Consider the following 18,514-nt stretch of genomic DNA (forward strand, 5'->3'; position numbering starts at 1 on the left):
TATACAAAAAGGACAGCTGGAGGCAGCCGTCCTTCGTCTTTACTGAAATACGATTTTTTTAATTCCTTTGACAGGAGTGTCGCGGTTCGAACCATCTCCGAAATATAAATGAACAGGCCCCTGAGTCTGTAAAGGTTTTCCGTTTTCTGCAAATAAAAGAAGGGCATCTTTCAAATCATCGGCATGGATGATTTCTTCTCCCTGATCGGAAACGAGCGCCGCTTTTTCTGAATCCGCGGAAGGCTCACTGGTTTGCAGGAAAGGTAGAAGGGGCATTAGGAAAGTGCCGTTTATAATTCTCTGCTTTTCGTACCGGTTGATGCTTTTATTTACAGGTGGATTCAGTTTCTGCTGGTAAACTTCTCTGTCGAAGCGGAGGGATTTCCGTTTCAGTTCATCCTCCTCCTCAGGGGACACTTCCGGGGATTCCCCTTCAAATGCTTCAGTAAATGTTAATTTGCGGTCATCAAAAATCCATACGGTGGGGTCTAAAGTAATCGGGAATTTTACTTTTCCAGTTAGTTGAACAATCATGGCTGAAGCCACCTTTCAAAATAGTAAGAATCATCCATCCAAAATCATAGCAGATAATGAATTCGATTTCATTAAAGGAGGCTCTTTTCTTTGATTAAAGATATTTCTGAACAAGTATTAAATGAATGGCTTGATAATGTTCGTCCCTACGCCTACGATGGCCAGGTGGCCGATTATATACCTGCACTGGGCAGACAAAATCCTGAAGACCTGGCCGTTGCCATCCATTACTTGGATGGGGACACGGTAGAAGCGGGACAGACGGAAGTCCGTTTTACGCTTCAAAGCATATCGAAAGTCATCTCCCTGGCCCTGGCTCTAATGGATAATGGGGAAGAGTATGTGTTCGACAGAGTGGGGATGGAGCCGACTGGTGATCCGTTCCACTCCATTTACAGACTGGAGCAGATCCCATCCAAGCCGCTGAATCCGATGATCAATGCCGGGGCGCTTGCTGTGACCAACATGATTCACGGGGCGACACCTGACGAAAAAGTTGGTCGTCTTTTGAGCTTTGTTCATGATTTAACTGATGATCACAGCATCCGCTACAACGAAGAAGTGGCAAGTTCAGAATTCGAAACGGCCTTTTTGAACCGTTCCCTGTTGTTTTATATGAAGCAGCACCAGATCGTGACCGGCAGTGTAGAGGAAACGCTCGATGCTTATACAAAACAGTGTGCGATTGAAGTCAACGTCTGTCAGCTTGCACGGATCGGGGCTCTGCTCGCCAATGAGGGACGGGACATTTCCTCGGGTCGCCGGATCATTCCGAAGCATCTTGCCCGTATCTGTAAAACCTTTATGGTTACCTGCGGGATGTATGATGCTTCCGGGTCCTTTGCCATTAAAGTTGGAATTCCTGCCAAAAGCGGTGTCTCCGGATCGGTTCTGGCTTCTCTGAATAATTTCGGAGGGATAGCTGTCTATGGTCCGAGCCTGGATGAAAAAGGAAACAGTGTCGTAGGGTTGAAGCTTCTGGAAACATTGTCCAATCGATACGACCTCTCCATCTTCTAAGCCGCCTCCATTCCATTGTTGCAATTTTCACGCCGAGACGATAATATAGTTAGAAGAAAGACTTGTGTAATGGAGGGGATTTCAATGTTGTCTGATGTGGCTGTGGATCATCGGGAAAAAGCCTATGCCCTTCTAAAAGCTGACGCTGATAAAATATTAAGACTGATTAAAGTCCAAATGGATAATCTCACAATGCCCCAGTGTCCACTATATGAAGAAGTTTTAGATACACAGATGTTTGGATTATCCCGTGAAATACATTTCGCAGTTCGCTTGAATTTAATCAGCGAAGTAGAAGGTAAGGATTTACTGGATAACTTGGAAAAGCAGCTGAACGTTCTGCACGAAGCTGCCCAGAAGTCATAAAATAAAGCTCAAATTGCGACAGATCCTGTTGTAGTTTGAGCTTTTTTTATGTCATTTCTTAAAAGAACGGACGCTTCTAGTCGGGGTAAATGTAAAATTGTCAGATTTGAAGGAATTTTGCCACGGTATGAAGAATCTAGGTAAGTGGAGCAAAAGATTTTACGTACATAGAGGGAGTGGGAGAATGACAGAGGCAAAGAAGATCAGTAAAGTACTTGTGGCGAATCGTGGAGAGATTGCCATTCGTGTATTCAGGGCGTGTACAGAGCTTAATATCCGCACAGTAGCGGTGTATTCCCAGGAAGACACTGGTTCCTATCATCGTTATAAAGCTGATGAGGCTTACCTCGTTGGGGCAGGGAAAAAGCCGATTGATGCGTACCTTGATATTGAAGGCATGATCGATATTGCCAAAAGTGTCGGAGTGGATGCCATTCATCCAGGCTATGGTTTTCTATCTGAAAATATTCAATTTGCCAGACGTTGTGAAGAAGAAGGGATCGTTTTCATCGGTCCGACCAGTGACCATTTAAATATGTTCGGGGATAAGGTGAAAGCAAGGGATCAGGCTGTTCAGGCAGGCATACCGGTGATCCCGGGCAGTGATGGACCAGTGACAGGGTTGAAGGAAATTCACGATTTCGGAGCCAAGCATGGTTTCCCTCTTATGATTAAAGCAGCTATGGGAGGGGGCGGCCGGGGAATGAGAGTGGTCCGAAGTGCTGAAACACTTGACGAGTCGTATGACCGTGCCCGTTCGGAAGCGAGAGCAGCTTTTGGAAGTGATGAAGTCTACGTTGAAAAGCTGATTGAGGAACCCAAGCATATCGAGGTGCAGATCATCGGAGACCGCGAAGGAAATATCGTCCATTTATATGAACGGGACTGCTCCGTGCAGAGGCGTCATCAGAAAGTTGTAGAAATTGCTCCGAGTGTGAATTTGAGTGACCAGCTGAGAGAAGAGATCTGCCAGGCAGCTGTCAAGTTAATGGAAAACGTTTCTTATGTCAACGCCGGAACGGTTGAATTTTTAGTGACGGGTGAAGAGTTCTTCTTTATTGAAGTGAATCCACGCGTCCAGGTTGAGCATACCATTACGGAGATGATCACAGGAGTGGATATCGTCCAGACTCAGATCATGGTGGCTGAAGGCCGCAGTCTTCACAGCAGCCACATAGGAATTCCGAAGCAGGAAGAGATCCGTACTCATGGGTTTGCTATCCAATCAAGGGTTACAACAGAAGACCCGCTTAATAATTTCATGCCCGATACCGGAAAAATTATGGCTTACCGCTCAGGTGGAGGGTTCGGTGTGCGTCTTGATGCGGGCAATGGATTTCAGGGAGCGGTTATTTCGCCGTATTATGACTCCCTGCTCGTGAAGTTGTCTACGTGGGCGCTGAGCTTTGATCAGGCGGCACATAAAATGCTGCGGAACCTGAAGGAATTCAGAATCCGCGGGATTAAAACGAACATACCGTTTCTGGAAAATGTTGTGCAGCACAAGCAGTTTCTGTCAGGAGAGTATAATACGACGTTTATTGACCGGTCTCCGGAGCTTTTTGTCTTTCCCAAGCGGAAAGACCGTGGGACGAAGATGCTTACGTATATAGCGGACAGGACAATTAATGGATTTGAAGGGTATGGAAACAGGAAGAAGCCGGTGTTCCCTAAGCCGCGTATTCCTTTGATCAAACATTCTGAACGGATGCACGATGGGACGAAACAGATTCTTGATGAGCAGGGACCAGAAGGCCTCGCCGCTTGGCTGAAAAGTCAAAAGAAAGTACTGCTGACCGACACCACCTTCCGTGACGCGCATCAATCCCTGCTGGCTACACGTGTCCGTACAAAAGATCTGGAAAATATTGCGGAACCGACGGCACGTCTGCTGCCGGATTTGTTTTCGCTTGAGATGTGGGGAGGAGCGACTTTTGATGTTTCCTACCGATTTTTGAATGAAGACCCGTGGGAAAGACTGTTGAAGCTGAGAGCCAAAGCCCCGAACGTGCTCTTCCAAATGCTTTTACGCTCATCCAATGCAGTAGGTTATAAAAATTATCCGGATAACCTGATTCGTGAGTTCGTGGATAAGAGTGCATCTGCGGGTATTGATGTCTTCCGGATTTTCGATTCCTTGAACTGGGTGGAAGGGATGAAGCTGACGATCAATGCGGTTCGGGAATCCGGTAAAGTGGCAGAAGCGGCCATGTGCTATACCGGTGACATCCTTGATACAGGTAGACAAAAATATGACCTGACCTATTATAAAAAGCTGGCGGAGGAACTGGAAGAGGCTGGTGCCCACATCCTCGGAATCAAAGATATGGCGGGACTATTAAAACCAGAAGCCGCCTATCAACTGATTTCCACACTGAAGGAAACCGTAGATATTCCGATCCATCTTCATACACATGACACCAGCGGCAATGGACTGCTCACCTACAGTAAAGCTGTTGATGCAGGCGTGGATGTCGTTGATGTGGCTGCTGGTTCGATGGCCGGCCTTACTTCACAGCCGAGTGCCAACAGCCTCTACTACGCACTGGAAGGGCATGAGCGTAAGCCTGAACTGAACATCGAATCCTACGAAAAGCTTGGTCATTACTGGGAAGACACCAGAAAATACTATCAGGATTTTGAAAGTGGCATGAATGCCCCGCATACCGAGGTGTATGAACACGAAATGCCGGGAGGGCAGCACAGCAACCTTCAGCAGCAGGCAAAAGCTGTCGGTCTTGGTGAGCGCTGGGACGAAGTGAAGAGTATGTACCGCCGGGTGAACGATATGTTCGGTGATATTGTTAAAGTCACACCTTCCTCCAAAATTGTAGGAGACATGGCTCTTTATATGGTACAGAATGATTTGAATGAAGATGACATTTATGAAAAAGGAGAGTCTCTTGATTTTCCGGACAGCGTCATTGAGTTTTTCCAAGGATACCTCGGTCAGCCCTATGGAGGATTTCCGGCTGAACTGCAGCGGATCATTCTGAAAGGAAGAGAACCCATCCAAGTACGCCCTGGAGAACTACTGGAGCCGGTCGACTTCAATAATTTAAAGGAAACACTCTTCCACTCTCTGGACAGACAGGTGACAAGTTTTGATATGATCAGTTATGCGTTGTATCCGAAGGTATTTATGGATCATCAAAAATTCAGAGAGCAGTATGGAGATATGTCTATGCTTGATACGCCGTCCTTCCTTTATGGAATGAGACTCGGGGAGGAGATCGAAGTCGAAATCGAACAGGGGAAAACCTTGATCGTAAAACTCGTCTCGGTTGGTGAACCTCAGGTCGATGGAACGAGGACGGTATACTTTGAGCTGAATGGACAGCCCCGGGAGGTCGTCGTCAAAGACGAAAATGTAAAAGCGGCGGTCCAGGAGCGTCCAAAAGCAGATAAAACAAATCAAAAGCATATCGGTGCGACGATGCCCGGCACTGTGATTAAAGTTTTATCCAGTAAAGGGGAAAAGGTGAATAAAGGCGACCATTTAATGATCACGGAAGCTATGAAAATGGAAACCACCGTGCAGGCTCCTTTTGATGGTGTCATCAAAGACATTTTCGTCACTAATAATGCAGCCATTCATGTTGGCGACCTTTTGATTGAGTTTGAATGAAAAGAGGATCAATGAATAACACCAGCACCTTCAATTAGGTGAACCCCCGGTAACCCCGCTGTTGTGCTCCCAGAGAGTACAACAGCGGGGTTTTCTATTGTGCAGCAATTTTCCTTCGATTTTAAGCAGACCCATGTAGGAACATCCATCAATCAGGGCAGACTGATAGAAAAGGACATTTTTGTCATAGAACGTTCACTCCTGATGGTCCATGTTCCCAATACGGTCATGTAAAATAGACGGAGCGGAATTTACAACCGTATGACAGATTTAATGCATTTTCATGTACAACGTGCCGGCAGGCAGACGAACTTTCAGTTGAACATTCCAATGAACGTTGTCAACACTCCAGACAGGGAGTGGAAAAAAGCGGGCGTGGTAGATACCAAGAGGGAGGAGGACAGGTTTCACAAAGTTGTCACAAATTCATAAAATTATCCGGTTTAAATAGATAGAAAAAACATTACATGATACAATTATTTTGATGTTTCTTGTCACTGGGATACGTGCAAGGACGGAAACATCTCCTGTTTCGTCATGAAATTGTTACAATGATGAATCGGGGGAAGTAGAAGGAGGAAGATAAACGATGGACAATCCAAGAACAGTCGAATCTGCTTCTACAGAAATGATCCAAACAAAAACCCAGGAAACTACTTTGTTAGCTGATATAAAAAGTTTAATCAAAGTTGGTATTATTAACTCTAATTTGATTACCGCGTTTACAGGGTTCTGGCTGGCCTTATATTTTACAGGCACTCAATTCACAGACCAGTGGGTCACTTTCCTGTTAACGATGCTTGGTACCGCTTTGGTAATAGCGGGTGGCTGTGTTATTAATAACTGGTATGATCGGGATATTGATCCGATCATGTCGAGAACTCAAACGCGTCCCACCGTTACAGGCTCCATATCACTGCCTGTAATTAAAAATATGGGAATCGCCCTCTCCATACTGGGGTTTGTTGTTCTGCTTTTCACTACATGGCAGGCAGCATTATGGGGGGCGTTCGGCTGGTTTGTCTACGTCGTTCTTTATACGATGTGGTCAAAACGCCGGTACACGATCAATACGGTAATTGGAAGTTTCTCGGGTGCTGTCCCGCCGCTTATCGGCTGGGCTGCGGTAGATCCGGGACTGCAGCTTGAAGCCCTGATTCTATTTCTAATCATGTTCATCTGGCAGACGCCTCACTTCCTGGCGCTTGCCATGAAGAAAAAAGATGAATATAAAGCTGCGGGTATTCCGATGCTGCCTGTTGTACACGGGTTTAAGATGACTAAGCGGCAGATCGTCGTCTACGTCGCATGTCTTCTGCCCCTGCCGGTATATCTGGCATCACTGGGTCCTGTTTTTCTTGTTACAGCTTTCCTTTTATCCTTTGGCTGGCTGGCCCTGGGTATAGCTGGTTTCTTTATGAAGAATGATGATAAATGGGCCACATGGATGTTTGTTTATTCTTTGAATTATATGACCATCCTGTTTTTTATGATGGTAATCGTGACACTGCCTTTCCCATTTTAATGAACTGACCCCCTCTCCGGGGGTCGGTTATTAAATAAATCATGCATGACAAAAGAAAGAGAGGTATTTCAGATGAGAGGTTGGATGGGAAAATTCCGTTCGTTATTACTCTTTGGTGCACTGACACTGATTCTTACCGGTTGTGGTATTGAAAATGTTAGCGCTTTAAAACCAAAGGGCTACGGATCGGAATTATTATTTGATCTAATGATGATCAGCATTGCAATCATGATTTTTGTCTTTGTTATCGTCATGGCAATCTATGCTTTCGTTCTATTCCGATTCCGGGAGAAAAAAGGACAGGAAGACGTGATTCCAAAGCAGACGGAAGGAAACAAGGCGTTGGAAGTGATCTGGACAGTCATTCCAATTATTCTCCTGCTTGTACTTGCAATCCCTACGGTACAGGCAACGTTTGATCTTGCGGATCAATCCTCCCAGGATGATGAAGGGACACTGACGATTGATGTAACAGGAAATCAGTATTGGTGGCAGTTTACATACGCCGACCAGGAAATTTCAACGAGCCAGGAACTCTATATACCTACAAATGAAAGGGTATACTTAAACATGAAATCCAGCGATGTGATCCATTCATTCTGGGTTCCTGCTATTTCTGGTAAGATGGACACCAATCCTGGTGAAAACACGAACACGATGTACTTAGAAGCTTATGAAGAAGGGGTTTATGAAGGGTTCTGTGCGGAATTGTGCGGTCCTTCCCATTCATTGATGTACTTTAAAGTTATAGCGGTCAGTCCTGACCAATATGACCAGTGGGTGGAGGACATGAAAAATGTGGATCCTGAAGCCGAACCTGAAACCGCTTCAGCTCAGGAAGGGCAGGAATTGTTCAACAACAACTGCATGAGCTGCCATGCTATCGGCGGAGGTTCCGCAGGGGTAGGCCCCAACCTGGCCAACTTCGGAAACCGTTCCAAAATCGCCGGTATTCTTGAGCCTACAAAAGAAAATCTGAAAGACTGGATCGTACACCCTGATGAAATCAAGCCGGGCAACCAAATGCCTGCAGAGCTCGTGACAGAGGAAGAGGCAGATAAGATTGCTGATTATCTGCTGGAGCTGCAGCATTCGGATGTCGGTCAGGACGTTCCTGTCATTGAAGCAAGCGAATAAGTTTTACGAAAGAGGTTGAAAAGGGAGGTTAAAGCGTGAGTACTGCAACAGCACAAAAGCGTGGGCTCGGCGCTGCGATTTGGGATTACTTAACTACGGTTGATCACAAAAAAATAGCCCACTTATATTTGGTAGCCGGCGGATTGTTTTTCTTAATCGGCGGACTTGAAGCCATGTTAATTCGTATTCAGCTGATGAAACCGGATAACAATTTCATCTCAGCTGGACTCTATAATGAAATGATTACGATGCATGGAACAACGATGATCTTTCTGGCAGCTATGCCGCTTATATTTGCTCTAATGAATGCGGTCGTTCCTCTGCAGATAGGGGCAAGGGACGTTGCCTTTCCATTCCTGAACTCACTCGGCTTCTGGCTGTTTTTGTTCGGAGGCCTTATGTTGAATGTTTCCTGGTTTACAGGAGGGGCACCGGATGCGGGATGGACCAACTATGCACCGCTCTCAACATCCTCGCCGGGACACGGCGTGGACTACTATGTCATGGGGCTGCAGATCTCAGGGGCAGGAACGTTAATCGGGGGGATTAACTTCCTTGTAACCATCGTCAATATGAGAGCGCCCGGGATGACTTATATGCGTATGCCGCTGTTCACATGGTCTACGTTCGTAACCAGCACGTTGATTTTATTTGCTTTCCCGGCTCTGACGGTCGGCTTGTTCCTGATGATGTTTGACCGGATGTTCGGATCTGCATTCTTTGATGTAGGTCTTGGTGGTAACGTTATTATCTGGGAACACCTTTTCTGGATTTTCGGACACCCGGAAGTATACATTTTAATTCTTCCGTTGTTCGGAGCATTCAGTGATATTTTCTCCAACTTTTCCAAGAAGCGTCTGTTCGGTTATTCCGCAATGGTATTTGCGACAGTCTTGATCGGGTTTCTTGGATTCATGGTATGGGCTCACCATATGTTTACGGTCGGAATGGGACCGATTGCCAACTCCATCTTTGCTGTAGCTACGATGGCAATTGCCGTACCTACAGGGATTAAAATCTTTAACTGGCTGTTTACGATGTGGGGTGGTCAAATTAAAATGACCGCCGCCATGCTCTGGTCCATCGCTTTTATCCCGTCGTTTACAATTGGCGGAATGACAGGGGTTATGCTTGCGGCCGCAGCAGCGGACTATCAGTATCACGATACGTATTTCGTCGTTGGACACTTCCACTACGTTATAGTTGGAGGGGTCGTCTTCGGTCTATTTGCAGCCCTTCACTACTGGTGGCCGAAAATGTTCGGTAAAGTTCTGAACGAGAAACTTGGGAAATTGGCATTCTGGCCGTTCTTCATCGGTTTCCATCTGACGTTCTTTATCCAGCACTTCCTTGGACTTATGGGAATGCCGCGTCGTTACTGGGTCTTCCTGGAGGGGCAGGGTCTTGATGCAGGAAACTTAATCAGTACAATTGGTGCATTCCTGATGGCTATTGGTACAGTCATCTTCCTGATTAACGTTGTGTACACGTCTGTAAAAGAGAAAAAGGTCAGCGGCGATCCTTGGAACGGCCGGACGCTCGAATGGTCCATTCCGTCCCCACCGCCGCACTACAACTTCGTTCAAACACCACTTGTACGTGGTCTTGACCCACTATGGGTGGAAAAAATGGACGGAAAAGAAGGAATGACACCGGCAGAACCGCTGGGGGATATTCATATGCCTAACGCTTCAATCCTTCCATTTACGATTTCTCTCGGACTGTTCATCGCAGGATTTGGGTTCATCTACCAGGTGGATGATACAGTATGGCTCATCGCCGTCTTTGCAGGTATGGGAATCACGCTTGGTTCTATGCTGATCCGCTCACTGAAAGATGATCTCGGCCATCATATTCATAAAGAAGAACTGGAAGAAGATATTAAGAAAGGGGTGGGCAGATAATGAGTCATGAAGATGTTCTAAATCCAAAGCATATGCCCCATGATCCAGAAAAGGCCACCCTCGAAGGAAAAAATAAATTTCTGGGCTTTTGGTTCTTTCTTGGAGGAGAAACGGTCCTTTTCGCGAGTCTTTTCGGTACCTATCTTGCACTGAATGGATCCACACAGGGAGAGAATACGCCTGAGCACCTGTTTGGGCTGGAACTTGTTTTCATCATGACGATGCTTCTCCTTACAAGCTCGTTGACAAGCGTTTATGCGATGTACCATATGAAAAACCATAATTTTGGCAAGATGCAGACGTGGCTTGCCATTACGGTCTTTCTCGGTCTTGCGTTTCTTGGGTGTGAGATTTATGAGTTCTACCATTACATCCATGAGTATGGATTTACGTTCCGCTCTTCAGCGTTTGGATCCGCATTCTATACGCTCGTTGGTTTCCACGGCGGACACGTACTGTTCGGACTCAGCTGGATTACCGCTCTTCTTCTCCGGAACCGGAAGAGAGGACTGAACCTGTACAACGCTCCGAAGTATTATATTGCCAGCCTTTACTGGCACTTCATTGACGTCGTATGGGTGTTCATCTTCACCGTTGTATACCTTATGGGAAAGGTGGGTTAACGGATGGCTGATCAAACACAATCCAAACCGATGCACAAAGTGGAATATGAGAAGCAGCAGCACAAAGAGGAAATGAAACATCAGGTCCTGACCTTTGCTTTAATGATCCTGTTTACGCTGATTGCCTTTGGAATGGTTGTCATGGAAGTGAATTCCTACTTCATCATTCCTACGCTGATCATCCTTGCTATCGTGCAAGTCGCTTTCCAGCTTTACTATTTCATGCATATGAAAAACAAGGGGCATGACATGGTTGCACTCATGATGTACGGGGGAGCAGCTGTCGCTCTTCTGACAATCATCACCTTTACTTCGATCATCTGGTGGTAATCAATTAAAATCAGATAGGTGAAAAGCGAAAAGACCGGGTATCCGGTCTTTTTGCGTCTATCAACAGTTATGGCTAAATTATGAACAATCGTAAAATTCTGCCTGGAAGGCTCGTTTTTTATTGATAAATTAGGTAAAATGAAGACGTAAAAGTCTACAATCTGAGGTGAGACACCAATGTGGTTGGAACTACAAATATTCGGGTTTCGGGCATTATGGAGTCCTTTATACTTCCTGTTTGTTCTCGGACTGGCTCTGGTCTATTTCTATATTACAGGCCCCGGCAGGAAAAAGGGGGAGGAGAGGCCGAATACAGCCCGGCAGTTTATGTTTTATACGGGCCTTGTGCTCTTGTATATCGTAAAAGGATCTCCTGTTGATTTACTGGGGCACATCATGTTTACGGCCCATATGACGCAGATGGCTTTGTATTATCTTTTGTTTCCGATCCTCATTATCCGTGGGATTCCCGCATGGATATGGGAATGGCTGTTCAAACAGAACGTTGTACGTCCGGTCATGAAGCTGTTGACGAAGCCACTCTTATCTTTAATTTTGTTTAATGGGTTGTTTTCGCTTTATCATATGCCGGTCATTTTTGACTACGCCAAATCCAGTGAAACCGCCCATGCGGTGATTACTACGGTCATTTTGATTACCGCCTTTTGTATGTGGATTTCTATATTTCCACCTCTCGAAAGTATGGACGCTCTCAGTCCTATTATGAAAATCGGATTCATATTTGCGAATGGGGTACTGATTACACCAGCGTGCGGGTTGATTATATTTGCAGGGTCTCCGCTGTATGCGACCTATTCAGAAGCAGGCGCATGGCTGCAGGCCATGAGTCTGTGCGTACCCGTTAACGTGCTGTCGGACTTATCCGCAAGTTTAAGCGGGCCGGCCTATTTCACTCCGATGCCGCTAATTGAAGATCAGCAGCTGGGTGGAATCATTATGAAGGTGACGCAGGAAATCATTTTCGGTTCCGTCATCGCCTATATTTTCTTCAGCTGGTTCAACCGTGAGCGTGACACCATTGATCCGCTTCCTGGTGAGCTGTCGTCGGAAACATAGAGAGATTTATTGAGGAGAGGTGAAGGTATGCCTTTGCTGCCGACGTTGAGTACTTTTTTCATCGTTTTGAGCGCTGTTTTAGTTGCAGTCGGCTGGGTGTTGATCGTGAAGGATAAGAGGGAGCCGCACAGAAAAGTGATGATTGCGGCTGCTGTCAGTGCCCTGACATTTTTCATTATTTACGTAAGCCGGACCATTGTTGTAGGAAATACAAGCTTTGGCGGCCCGGACGACATTAAAATTTTTTATACCATCTTTTTAATTTTTCACATCTTCCTGGCAACGGTAGGGGCGGTCTTCGGGATTGTAACACTCGTCCTTGCTTTTAAACGGAAGATCAGCAGGCACCGGCGTGTGGGGCCCGTGACAAGCGTGATCTGGTTCTGTACTGCGGTTACCGGAGTAGCCGTCTACCTGCTCTTATATATCATCTATGATGGTGGTACGACCACAAGTATGATCAAGGCCATACTTGGAGGATGAGGAAACAACGGACCGTTCGTACGGTCCGTTGTTTTTATTTTGAAAGAAATGTTTTTATTGTTTAAACCACGGGGATAAAAGGAATAAGAGAACCGATGAACATAATCTGCCTACATAATGAAAGGGATGGATACTAGTGGAAATAAATACAGGAAGGCTGCGGATTTTTCCGATCACCCTTGATCTGGCTCAAACCTTGATGAAGAATTCATTGGCTTTTTATTATCAATACCAGCTCCCGTGGAACAAAAACTGGCCTCACGACGGCTTGAAAGCCATGCTGCCTCTTTACACCGAACGATTGGAGGATCGTGCGGAAGAAATGGGTTTTGGCCCGTGGGTGATGATGGACGCCGCAGGGGAACATGTCGTTGGAGATATCGGCTTTAAAGGGAGCCCTGATGAGGATGGGAACATCGAAATTGGTTATCATGTCGTTGCCTCGGAGAGGAATGCAGGCTATGCTTCCGAAGCGGTCGGAGAGTTGTGCCGATGGGCATTCACCCAGCCGGGTGTGGAAGGCATTGAGGCTCAGTGTGATAAAGGAAATATTCCGTCACAAAAAGTTTTGATCAATAACGGATTTTCACATACAGGAAGAAGCCAGGACATTCTGGTCTTTAAGAAGGAAAAGGCGAGGAACGACCATAAACAAAATTCCTATAAGGCTAAATGAAGCAGAAAAAAACCTGAAGCACAGCTTCAGGTTTTTTGTTTGTAGAAAAGTACTCCCATAAGGAAGCGTTCTGTTTTGGTGGATTTCTCCTGCCGGACTTTGGGCAGGATGTGATCTACATACAGTGTCATTGATGCTAAAGTTTATAGTTCCATTTGATAATGCCGGCTTCCTTGGCTGAGTTAAAGGCAATAACCACGAGCGGTCCAAGGATGAATCCAAGCAGACCAATCAGCTGCAGACCAAGATACATAGCAATCAATGTAGCCAGCGGAGATAACCCGATATGCCGTCCCATCACCTTTGGCTCTACAGTCCTTCGTATGGCAAGCAGGATTACAGCCAGGACACCCAGCTGTGTTCCCATGGCAATATCCCCGACAATCAACATATACACTGACCATGGACCAAGAATAACTATGGAACCAATAATCGGGACAAAATCAATTGCCCATATAATCAGCGACATGATGACGGCCACTTCTGGTGTAATCCAGAGCAGTCCGATAAGGGAGACGACAAAAATAATGATACTTACAAGAAACTGTGCCTTTAAAAAGCCGAAAACGACATATCCGAGGCGGGCGTTCATGAATTTCACTTTTTCAGATGTGGCTTCAGTAAAAGATTCGTGCATCTTTTCACGCAGACGCGGAAGCTCAAGCATGAACAGAAACAACGCAATCAAGTAAACGAGGAAGCTGACAAGCAGCTCCGGGATTTTTGCTGCCGCTGCTGCAATGTTGCCCAGCTGCAGCTTTTCTGAAATAGCCGATGTAGTCCGGTCGACGGTGTTGTATATTTCATTGGTCACTTTATCGACAAATTCCTTCGGCATATTTTGAGTGAAGCTGGCCATGTGTTTTTCCCAGTCTAACAGCACATTGTTTATTTGATTAATGTATAACGGTGCGTTATCTGCCAGCTGGACCACCTGCGTAACAGCTCTTGTGACAGCGAAAGCTCCAAGCAGTCCGAGTAGAATGAGGAACAGCAGAAAGACAATCGTCACAGACATTTTTCTGTTGATCCGGAACCGGAACTGCATCAGGCGTACGGCTGGGTTTAGAAACAGAGCCGTCACAAACGCAATGATCAAGGGGATGGACACAGGCAGGATGAAGTAACCTGCCACGATGAGCAGGATGGAAAGTATAAGTAGAATCCATTGTTTTTTTGAAAGATAGCGTAACAATTTATGTAATTTTCTCCTTTCCCCATTAAAATCAAGTGATTCTTTTATCCGGGGGATTCCGGTTTTAAAAAAAGCCGCTCACCATACAATGATGTGCGACTAAAGAAATCACTTATTGGGTGAACCTCAGCGGCGTTCCGGGTCGTTTGAAAGCTCTTCCACTTTTTGCAGGACTTCGTCGTTTTCGTTTTCCTGTGCCCATTTTTTCAGCTTGTCCAGAACGACGTGCTCCGGTACCTGGCTGTGGTATTTTTTCGCAGGTTCAGCTACTTTGGCAATCAGTGTTTTGGCTTTTTGGATCATGTCATCTGAGAAACCTTCCTGATGTCCGTATTCTACACCGTGAGGGTAGTAATGGCGGCCGAGCAGCGGCTTCATCAGACGGATCACCGCATCTCCTTTATCAACGTCACCTTCAAGGGCAAACCCTTGAATCCGGACGTAGTGGGTAATGTTTTTCTCAGGAGCCATTAGTTTGTAATCATATGTAACACGTTCATAATCCCAGGAACCGCCCAGGATAAATCCGTTTTTCTCCATGATTTCAGTCAATGGTTTGTAATCGACCACAAGACCTTCAAGACCAGTGCCTTCTAATTTCATTACTTTCCACCTCACCTATTTGGTATGTATCTTCCTTTATTTTAGTATGAAATGACCCAGGTTGCAATTCCTGGCAGAAACACCAGGGCGTGTCAGCGGTTTCTTCCTCATTATACTATAAATAGACACACGCTGCATGTAATAAATTCGGTCGATCGGGGACACTAAACAGTGATCATGATCAATGAGGAGGATCTTTGAATGAAAACCGTAAAAGATATCATGACGAAGGATGTTTCCGTCTGTCAGACGAGTGACCAACTAAGTGATGCAGCCAAGCTGATGAAAGACAAAAACGTCGGGGCTGTTCCTGTCTGCGACGATCAAGGCAATGTCATGGGTATGGTCACAGACCGTGACTTGGTTATTCGCGGCTATGCGGATAAAAAACCGGATTCAACACCAATACAGCAGGTGATGAGTGACCGGATGTACAACTGCGCACCGGATTGCTCCCTGGAGGAAGCGAGCCGTATCATGGCTCAACACCAGGTCCGCCGCCTGCCTGTTGTTGAGAACGGACGTCTGGCCGGAATCATCTCCCTTGGTGACCTGTCCACAGATGAGATGTCTGATCATGCAGCAGGAGTGGCACTGCAGGATATTTCAGAACGGCCTGAACTTCATTAATAATGGAAAGCCTGCCTGCCGCAGGCTTTCCAGCTTGTAGAGAAACCCCTGTTTCTTTACGAGCTTTTTTTCTTACCGCCAGGAGCGAAAGCCCCTTCCCTTTCCGCGGACGAGCGCCCGAGATTCCTCGCAAAACCCATGCTCGGTGATCTCGGACCACTCGTTCTTCCGCAGGAGTGGAAGGGGCACCGCTCCTTGAGTGTTCTTTAAAATTGTAAAAGATTGTCCTTCACCCAGCTCATCCTTGCTGTATGGAGGACAATCTTTTTCATATTCCGGCAGGCAGCCGTCATCAGTGCCTGTTCTTTCCCTTTTTTTCCACGCAAGCGCCAATAGCGCAGCCCATGCCGTTCTTTGGAATCTAAGAACCTGCTAGTACACAATCTCTCTCCTCTATATTCCAACGTCGGCACGAGGAGCGTTCGGTGGTGATGCCTGCGGGAACGGCACAGGCCGAAGATCCACTTGGGCAGGCGACCTTCCTGACCAAGTCAGCTGAGGGCGTGCCCGCGTCATTCATCCACCAATAAGCGGAATGTGACAAATGGACAACTCTAACTGGTCAACACAGGCTTTTTCTACAGCCAAGAAAGCCTGCCTGCCGCAGGCTTTTTTTATTTCATCAACGTAGGGGATTTTCCGTTTGGATGAACGCCTGCCTCCATGATGCATAGGCTATACTGTTAGTTTTATGTGTGAGGTGGGATGAGGATGAGTACAGGGGAACTGCATCCATCTGTCCAGCAGTTCAAAGCATTTGTCGATCAACACCCCGGTGTCAAAAATCAATTGAGAAAAAATCATAAGCTTATTCAAAGCTATTATGAAAAGTTTATGATCCTTGGTGAGGATGACCCTTTTTGGGAAAGTCTCCCTGAGGCAGATAAAAAAAGTGATTCGACAAAGAAGATGGATTGGCTGAAACAACTGGGTGTCCTTATGGAAGATTTGAACTGGGAAGAGGTCTCCAAGCAGATAGAGGAATTGAACGGAGCGATTGGACAGTTTCAGCAGTTTATGACGGATGTAAGAAAAACACGGGAAAAAGATGAGCAGGAATTTGAATATCCGTATTATTAATTTCTTGCAGGTGGAAAGTTTCTCTCATTTCCATCTGCTTTTCTATTTGATAAGATAGAGAGGGAGGTGGACATACAGTATGTTAGCAACAATGGAAATTGTCGATCTTTTGGACCGTTCAGAAACGATTGGCCAGATGGTTCTACATTCTGAAACGATGCAGCAATATCAGGAGGCAAAATCTGCCCTTGAACAAGATAAAGAGGCGCAGAGACTCATTAAAAGCTTTGCAGATATGAAAGATCATTATGAGGATGTGCAGCGTTTTGGACGCTACCACCCTGATTATAACTCCATCATGAAGCAGGTCCGCACCGTAAAACGCGAGATGGACATGCATGAAACGGTGGCCCGGTTCAAGCGGGCAGAGCGGAATATCCAAAAATTGCTCGATGAAATCAGTGAGAGTGTCGCCTTCAGTGTGAGTGAGCAGATCAAAGTGCCTAAGAACGGGATGGCCCTCACAGATACAGGCTGCAGCGGCGGCTGTGGCAGTGGGGGAAGTTGCGGGTGTGCTTCCTGATTACGGGTTCGTAAAACGGATACAGTCGTCACAAAAATTGCCGCAGCAGAACATCTTTCTCTGTGGGACAAGAAACCGCACACGGTAAACATAAAACGTCTGAGTCCTGCGTACATAATTCATCGCAAGGCTCAGGCGTTTTCCTTTCATCGCTTTCGCCGCACACCATTTTAATTGTTCTTCAATATCCTTTTGTGAGGTGTTTTCTCTTGGATACACATAGACAAAAGGAAGACCTGTAAACGACTTGAACTCTGCTTTTGCCAGAAGATCGGATTCATTCAGCAGCTGTTCAAACTGCTGTACGGCTCTTTCGTGGTCAGTCCACATCCTGGACACACCTCCTTGAAATTGTCTGATTTCATTGCCCCCGTCCTGAGGATTTGGTACACTTACGTTAGAAATCAACGTTCCACAGGGAGTCGAGGGATGGTATGAACAAAACAAACCGGCAAGGTCTTATCGTATATTTTCAGCACATGAAAAATATTAGACAGATAAAAAAACACGGTCACTTGATCTACGCCTCCAAAAAGATGAAGTATGCGTTACTTTATGTGAATCAAGAGGATGTTGAATTCAAGATGGAAAAACTGGAGCGGTTACCTTTCGTTTCCCGTGTTGTCCCTTCGCATAAACCGGAAGTGCGCACGGATTATGAAAACTCCAAGCCTGATAAAGCGAAGCAGTATGATTATAAAATGGGAATATAATTCCAAAAAAAAGCGCCCTCAGGGGCGCTTTTTTTCAGCTTAAAGGAGCAATGTACCGGTTCATACGTAAAATCCCGATCAAATGCTGATAATATAATTCCGTTTCCGGAAACAGGGAGGAGGGTTTGATGGTAAACTCATGAACCTCCTTATCAGCCTGCTTCACCATCTTTTGAAAGAGCTCGAACCGTTGATTCGGGACCTCATGCGGATTAGGGATTCCTTCACGACAGATGTAAATGGGTTGGAATTTCCCGTTTGCCGTCGGGTTCATGATCAACGCAAGAGAAGCAGAAGGTCTTCCTTCTTTCTCGCAGTAAAAGGCGACGGCATGCTGAATGCGTTCAGGCATCCGCTCCCCCATTTCAATCAGTTCATAAATATCGGCGTAGCCTTCGCCGAGTTCAATAAATTTTTGTATCATGAGCATGTACGTCCTTTCTCGTATCCATTAAACTAAACGTAGC

21 protein-coding genes are annotated in these 18,514 nt (G+C 46.0%); 16 read left to right on the top strand and 5 right to left on the bottom strand.

Annotated features, from left to right (window positions below; genetic code table 11):
* Positions 1 to 39: 39 nt before the first annotated feature.
* Positions 40 to 534, bottom strand: a complete 495-nt coding sequence (locus H615_RS0104800) for a hypothetical protein (RefSeq protein WP_027954070.1) — start codon at positions 532 to 534, stop codon at positions 40 to 42.
* 90 nt (positions 535 to 624) lie between these two features.
* Here H615_RS0104800 and glsA point away from each other — a divergent pair, with 90 nt between their 5' ends.
* From glsA to H615_RS0104860, 12 genes are all read left to right on the top strand, one after another.
* Complete coding sequence (gene glsA / locus H615_RS0104805; protein ID WP_027954071.1) at positions 625 to 1,554, top strand: glutaminase A; 930 nt, start codon at positions 625 to 627, stop codon at positions 1,552 to 1,554.
* Positions 1,555 to 1,638: 84 nt separating this feature from the next.
* The gene (locus H615_RS0104810) at positions 1,639 to 1,920 is read left to right on the top strand and encodes an Fpa/YlaN family protein (RefSeq protein ID WP_027954072.1); all 282 of its coding nucleotides are present in this window, start codon (positions 1,639 to 1,641) and stop codon (positions 1,918 to 1,920) included.
* Between the two features lie 184 nt (positions 1,921 to 2,104).
* Positions 2,105 to 5,548: a pyruvate carboxylase gene (gene pyc, locus H615_RS0104815; RefSeq protein WP_027954073.1), complete on the top strand. Its 3,444-nt coding sequence runs from the start codon at positions 2,105 to 2,107 to the stop codon at positions 5,546 to 5,548.
* 99 nt (positions 5,549 to 5,647) lie between these two features.
* On the top strand, positions 5,648 to 5,782 hold the full coding sequence (locus tag H615_RS22795; protein WP_280513295.1) for a hypothetical protein: 135 nt from the start codon (positions 5,648 to 5,650) through the stop codon (positions 5,780 to 5,782).
* A 355-nt stretch (positions 5,783 to 6,137) separates the two neighbouring features.
* Positions 6,138 to 7,073 (top strand): heme o synthase, encoded by a 936-nt coding sequence (gene cyoE / locus H615_RS0104825; RefSeq protein ID WP_027954074.1) that lies wholly within the window; start codon positions 6,138 to 6,140, stop codon positions 7,071 to 7,073.
* A gap of 72 nt (positions 7,074 to 7,145) precedes the next feature.
* Entirely contained in the window at positions 7,146 to 8,210 is a 1,065-nt protein-coding gene (gene coxB / locus H615_RS0104830) for a cytochrome c oxidase subunit II (RefSeq protein ID WP_027954075.1), read from the top strand.
* 35 nt (positions 8,211 to 8,245) lie between these two features.
* Positions 8,246 to 10,114 (top strand): cytochrome c oxidase subunit I, encoded by a 1,869-nt coding sequence (ctaD, locus tag H615_RS0104835; RefSeq protein WP_027954076.1) that lies wholly within the window; start codon positions 8,246 to 8,248, stop codon positions 10,112 to 10,114.
* Positions 10,114 to 10,737 carry a cytochrome (ubi)quinol oxidase subunit III gene (locus H615_RS0104840; protein ID WP_027954077.1) on the top strand — a complete coding sequence of 208 codons (624 nt, stop codon included), beginning with the start codon at positions 10,114 to 10,116 and terminating at the stop codon, positions 10,735 to 10,737. Before ctaD ends, H615_RS0104840 begins: the two co-directional genes overlap by 1 nt.
* Positions 10,738 to 10,740: 3 nt before the next feature.
* Positions 10,741 to 11,067, top strand: coding sequence for a cytochrome c oxidase subunit IVB (gene ctaF / locus H615_RS0104845; protein ID WP_027954078.1), 327 nt, complete (start codon positions 10,741 to 10,743; stop codon positions 11,065 to 11,067).
* Positions 11,068 to 11,244: 177 nt separating this feature from the next.
* A complete protein-coding gene (gene ctaG, locus H615_RS0104850; protein ID WP_027954079.1) occupies positions 11,245 to 12,144 on the top strand; it encodes a cytochrome c oxidase assembly factor CtaG in 900 nt (299 codons plus the stop codon).
* Between the two features lie 27 nt (positions 12,145 to 12,171).
* Positions 12,172 to 12,627: a DUF420 domain-containing protein gene (locus H615_RS0104855; RefSeq protein WP_027954080.1), complete on the top strand. Its 456-nt coding sequence runs from the start codon at positions 12,172 to 12,174 to the stop codon at positions 12,625 to 12,627.
* A 136-nt stretch (positions 12,628 to 12,763) separates the two neighbouring features.
* Complete coding sequence (locus H615_RS0104860; RefSeq protein WP_027954081.1) at positions 12,764 to 13,303, top strand: GNAT family N-acetyltransferase; 540 nt, start codon at positions 12,764 to 12,766, stop codon at positions 13,301 to 13,303.
* Between the two features lie 136 nt (positions 13,304 to 13,439).
* Here the strand turns inward: H615_RS0104860 and ytvI are convergent, their stop codons facing one another.
* Positions 13,440 to 14,498, bottom strand: coding sequence for a sporulation integral membrane protein YtvI (gene ytvI, locus H615_RS0104865; protein WP_027954082.1), 1,059 nt, complete (start codon positions 14,496 to 14,498; stop codon positions 13,440 to 13,442).
* Between the two features lie 126 nt (positions 14,499 to 14,624).
* On the bottom strand, positions 14,625 to 15,101 hold the full coding sequence (locus tag H615_RS0104870; RefSeq protein WP_027954083.1) for a YugN family protein: 477 nt from the start codon (positions 15,099 to 15,101) through the stop codon (positions 14,625 to 14,627).
* Positions 15,102 to 15,302: 201 nt separating this feature from the next.
* Here H615_RS0104870 and H615_RS0104875 point away from each other — a divergent pair, with 201 nt between their 5' ends.
* The 3 genes from H615_RS0104875 to H615_RS0104895 all read left to right on the top strand — a co-directional run bounded on the left by H615_RS0104875 (position 15,303) and on the right by H615_RS0104895 (position 17,334).
* Positions 15,303 to 15,731, top strand: a complete 429-nt coding sequence (locus H615_RS0104875) for a CBS domain-containing protein (protein WP_027954084.1) — start codon at positions 15,303 to 15,305, stop codon at positions 15,729 to 15,731.
* Between the two features lie 711 nt (positions 15,732 to 16,442).
* Positions 16,443 to 16,811, top strand: coding sequence for a spore coat protein YlbD (ylbD, locus tag H615_RS0104890; RefSeq protein ID WP_027954085.1), 369 nt, complete (start codon positions 16,443 to 16,445; stop codon positions 16,809 to 16,811).
* A gap of 79 nt (positions 16,812 to 16,890) precedes the next feature.
* The gene (locus H615_RS0104895; protein ID WP_027954086.1) at positions 16,891 to 17,334 is read left to right on the top strand and encodes a YlbF/YmcA family competence regulator; all 444 of its coding nucleotides are present in this window, start codon (positions 16,891 to 16,893) and stop codon (positions 17,332 to 17,334) included.
* On the opposite strand, the gene H615_RS0104900 is transcribed toward H615_RS0104895, so the two are convergent.
* A complete protein-coding gene (locus H615_RS0104900; RefSeq protein WP_027954087.1) occupies positions 17,335 to 17,664 on the bottom strand; it encodes a hypothetical protein in 330 nt (109 codons plus the stop codon). It lies immediately after the preceding gene.
* A 104-nt stretch (positions 17,665 to 17,768) separates the two neighbouring features.
* On the opposite strand from H615_RS0104900, the gene H615_RS0104905 reads away from it, so the two are divergent.
* Positions 17,769 to 18,047, top strand: coding sequence for a YlbG family protein (locus tag H615_RS0104905; protein WP_027954088.1), 279 nt, complete (start codon positions 17,769 to 17,771; stop codon positions 18,045 to 18,047).
* A gap of 34 nt (positions 18,048 to 18,081) precedes the next feature.
* Here H615_RS0104905 and H615_RS0104910 read toward each other — a convergent pair whose 3' ends face one another.
* The gene (locus tag H615_RS0104910) at positions 18,082 to 18,471 is read right to left on the bottom strand and encodes a DUF7147 family protein (RefSeq protein WP_027954089.1); all 390 of its coding nucleotides are present in this window, start codon (positions 18,469 to 18,471) and stop codon (positions 18,082 to 18,084) included.
* Positions 18,472 to 18,514 lie beyond the last annotated feature (43 nt).

It is taken from the genome of Halobacillus kuroshimensis DSM 18393, from assembly GCF_000425705.1.
GTDB lineage: Bacteria > Bacillota > Bacilli > Bacillales > Halobacillaceae > Halobacillus > Halobacillus kuroshimensis.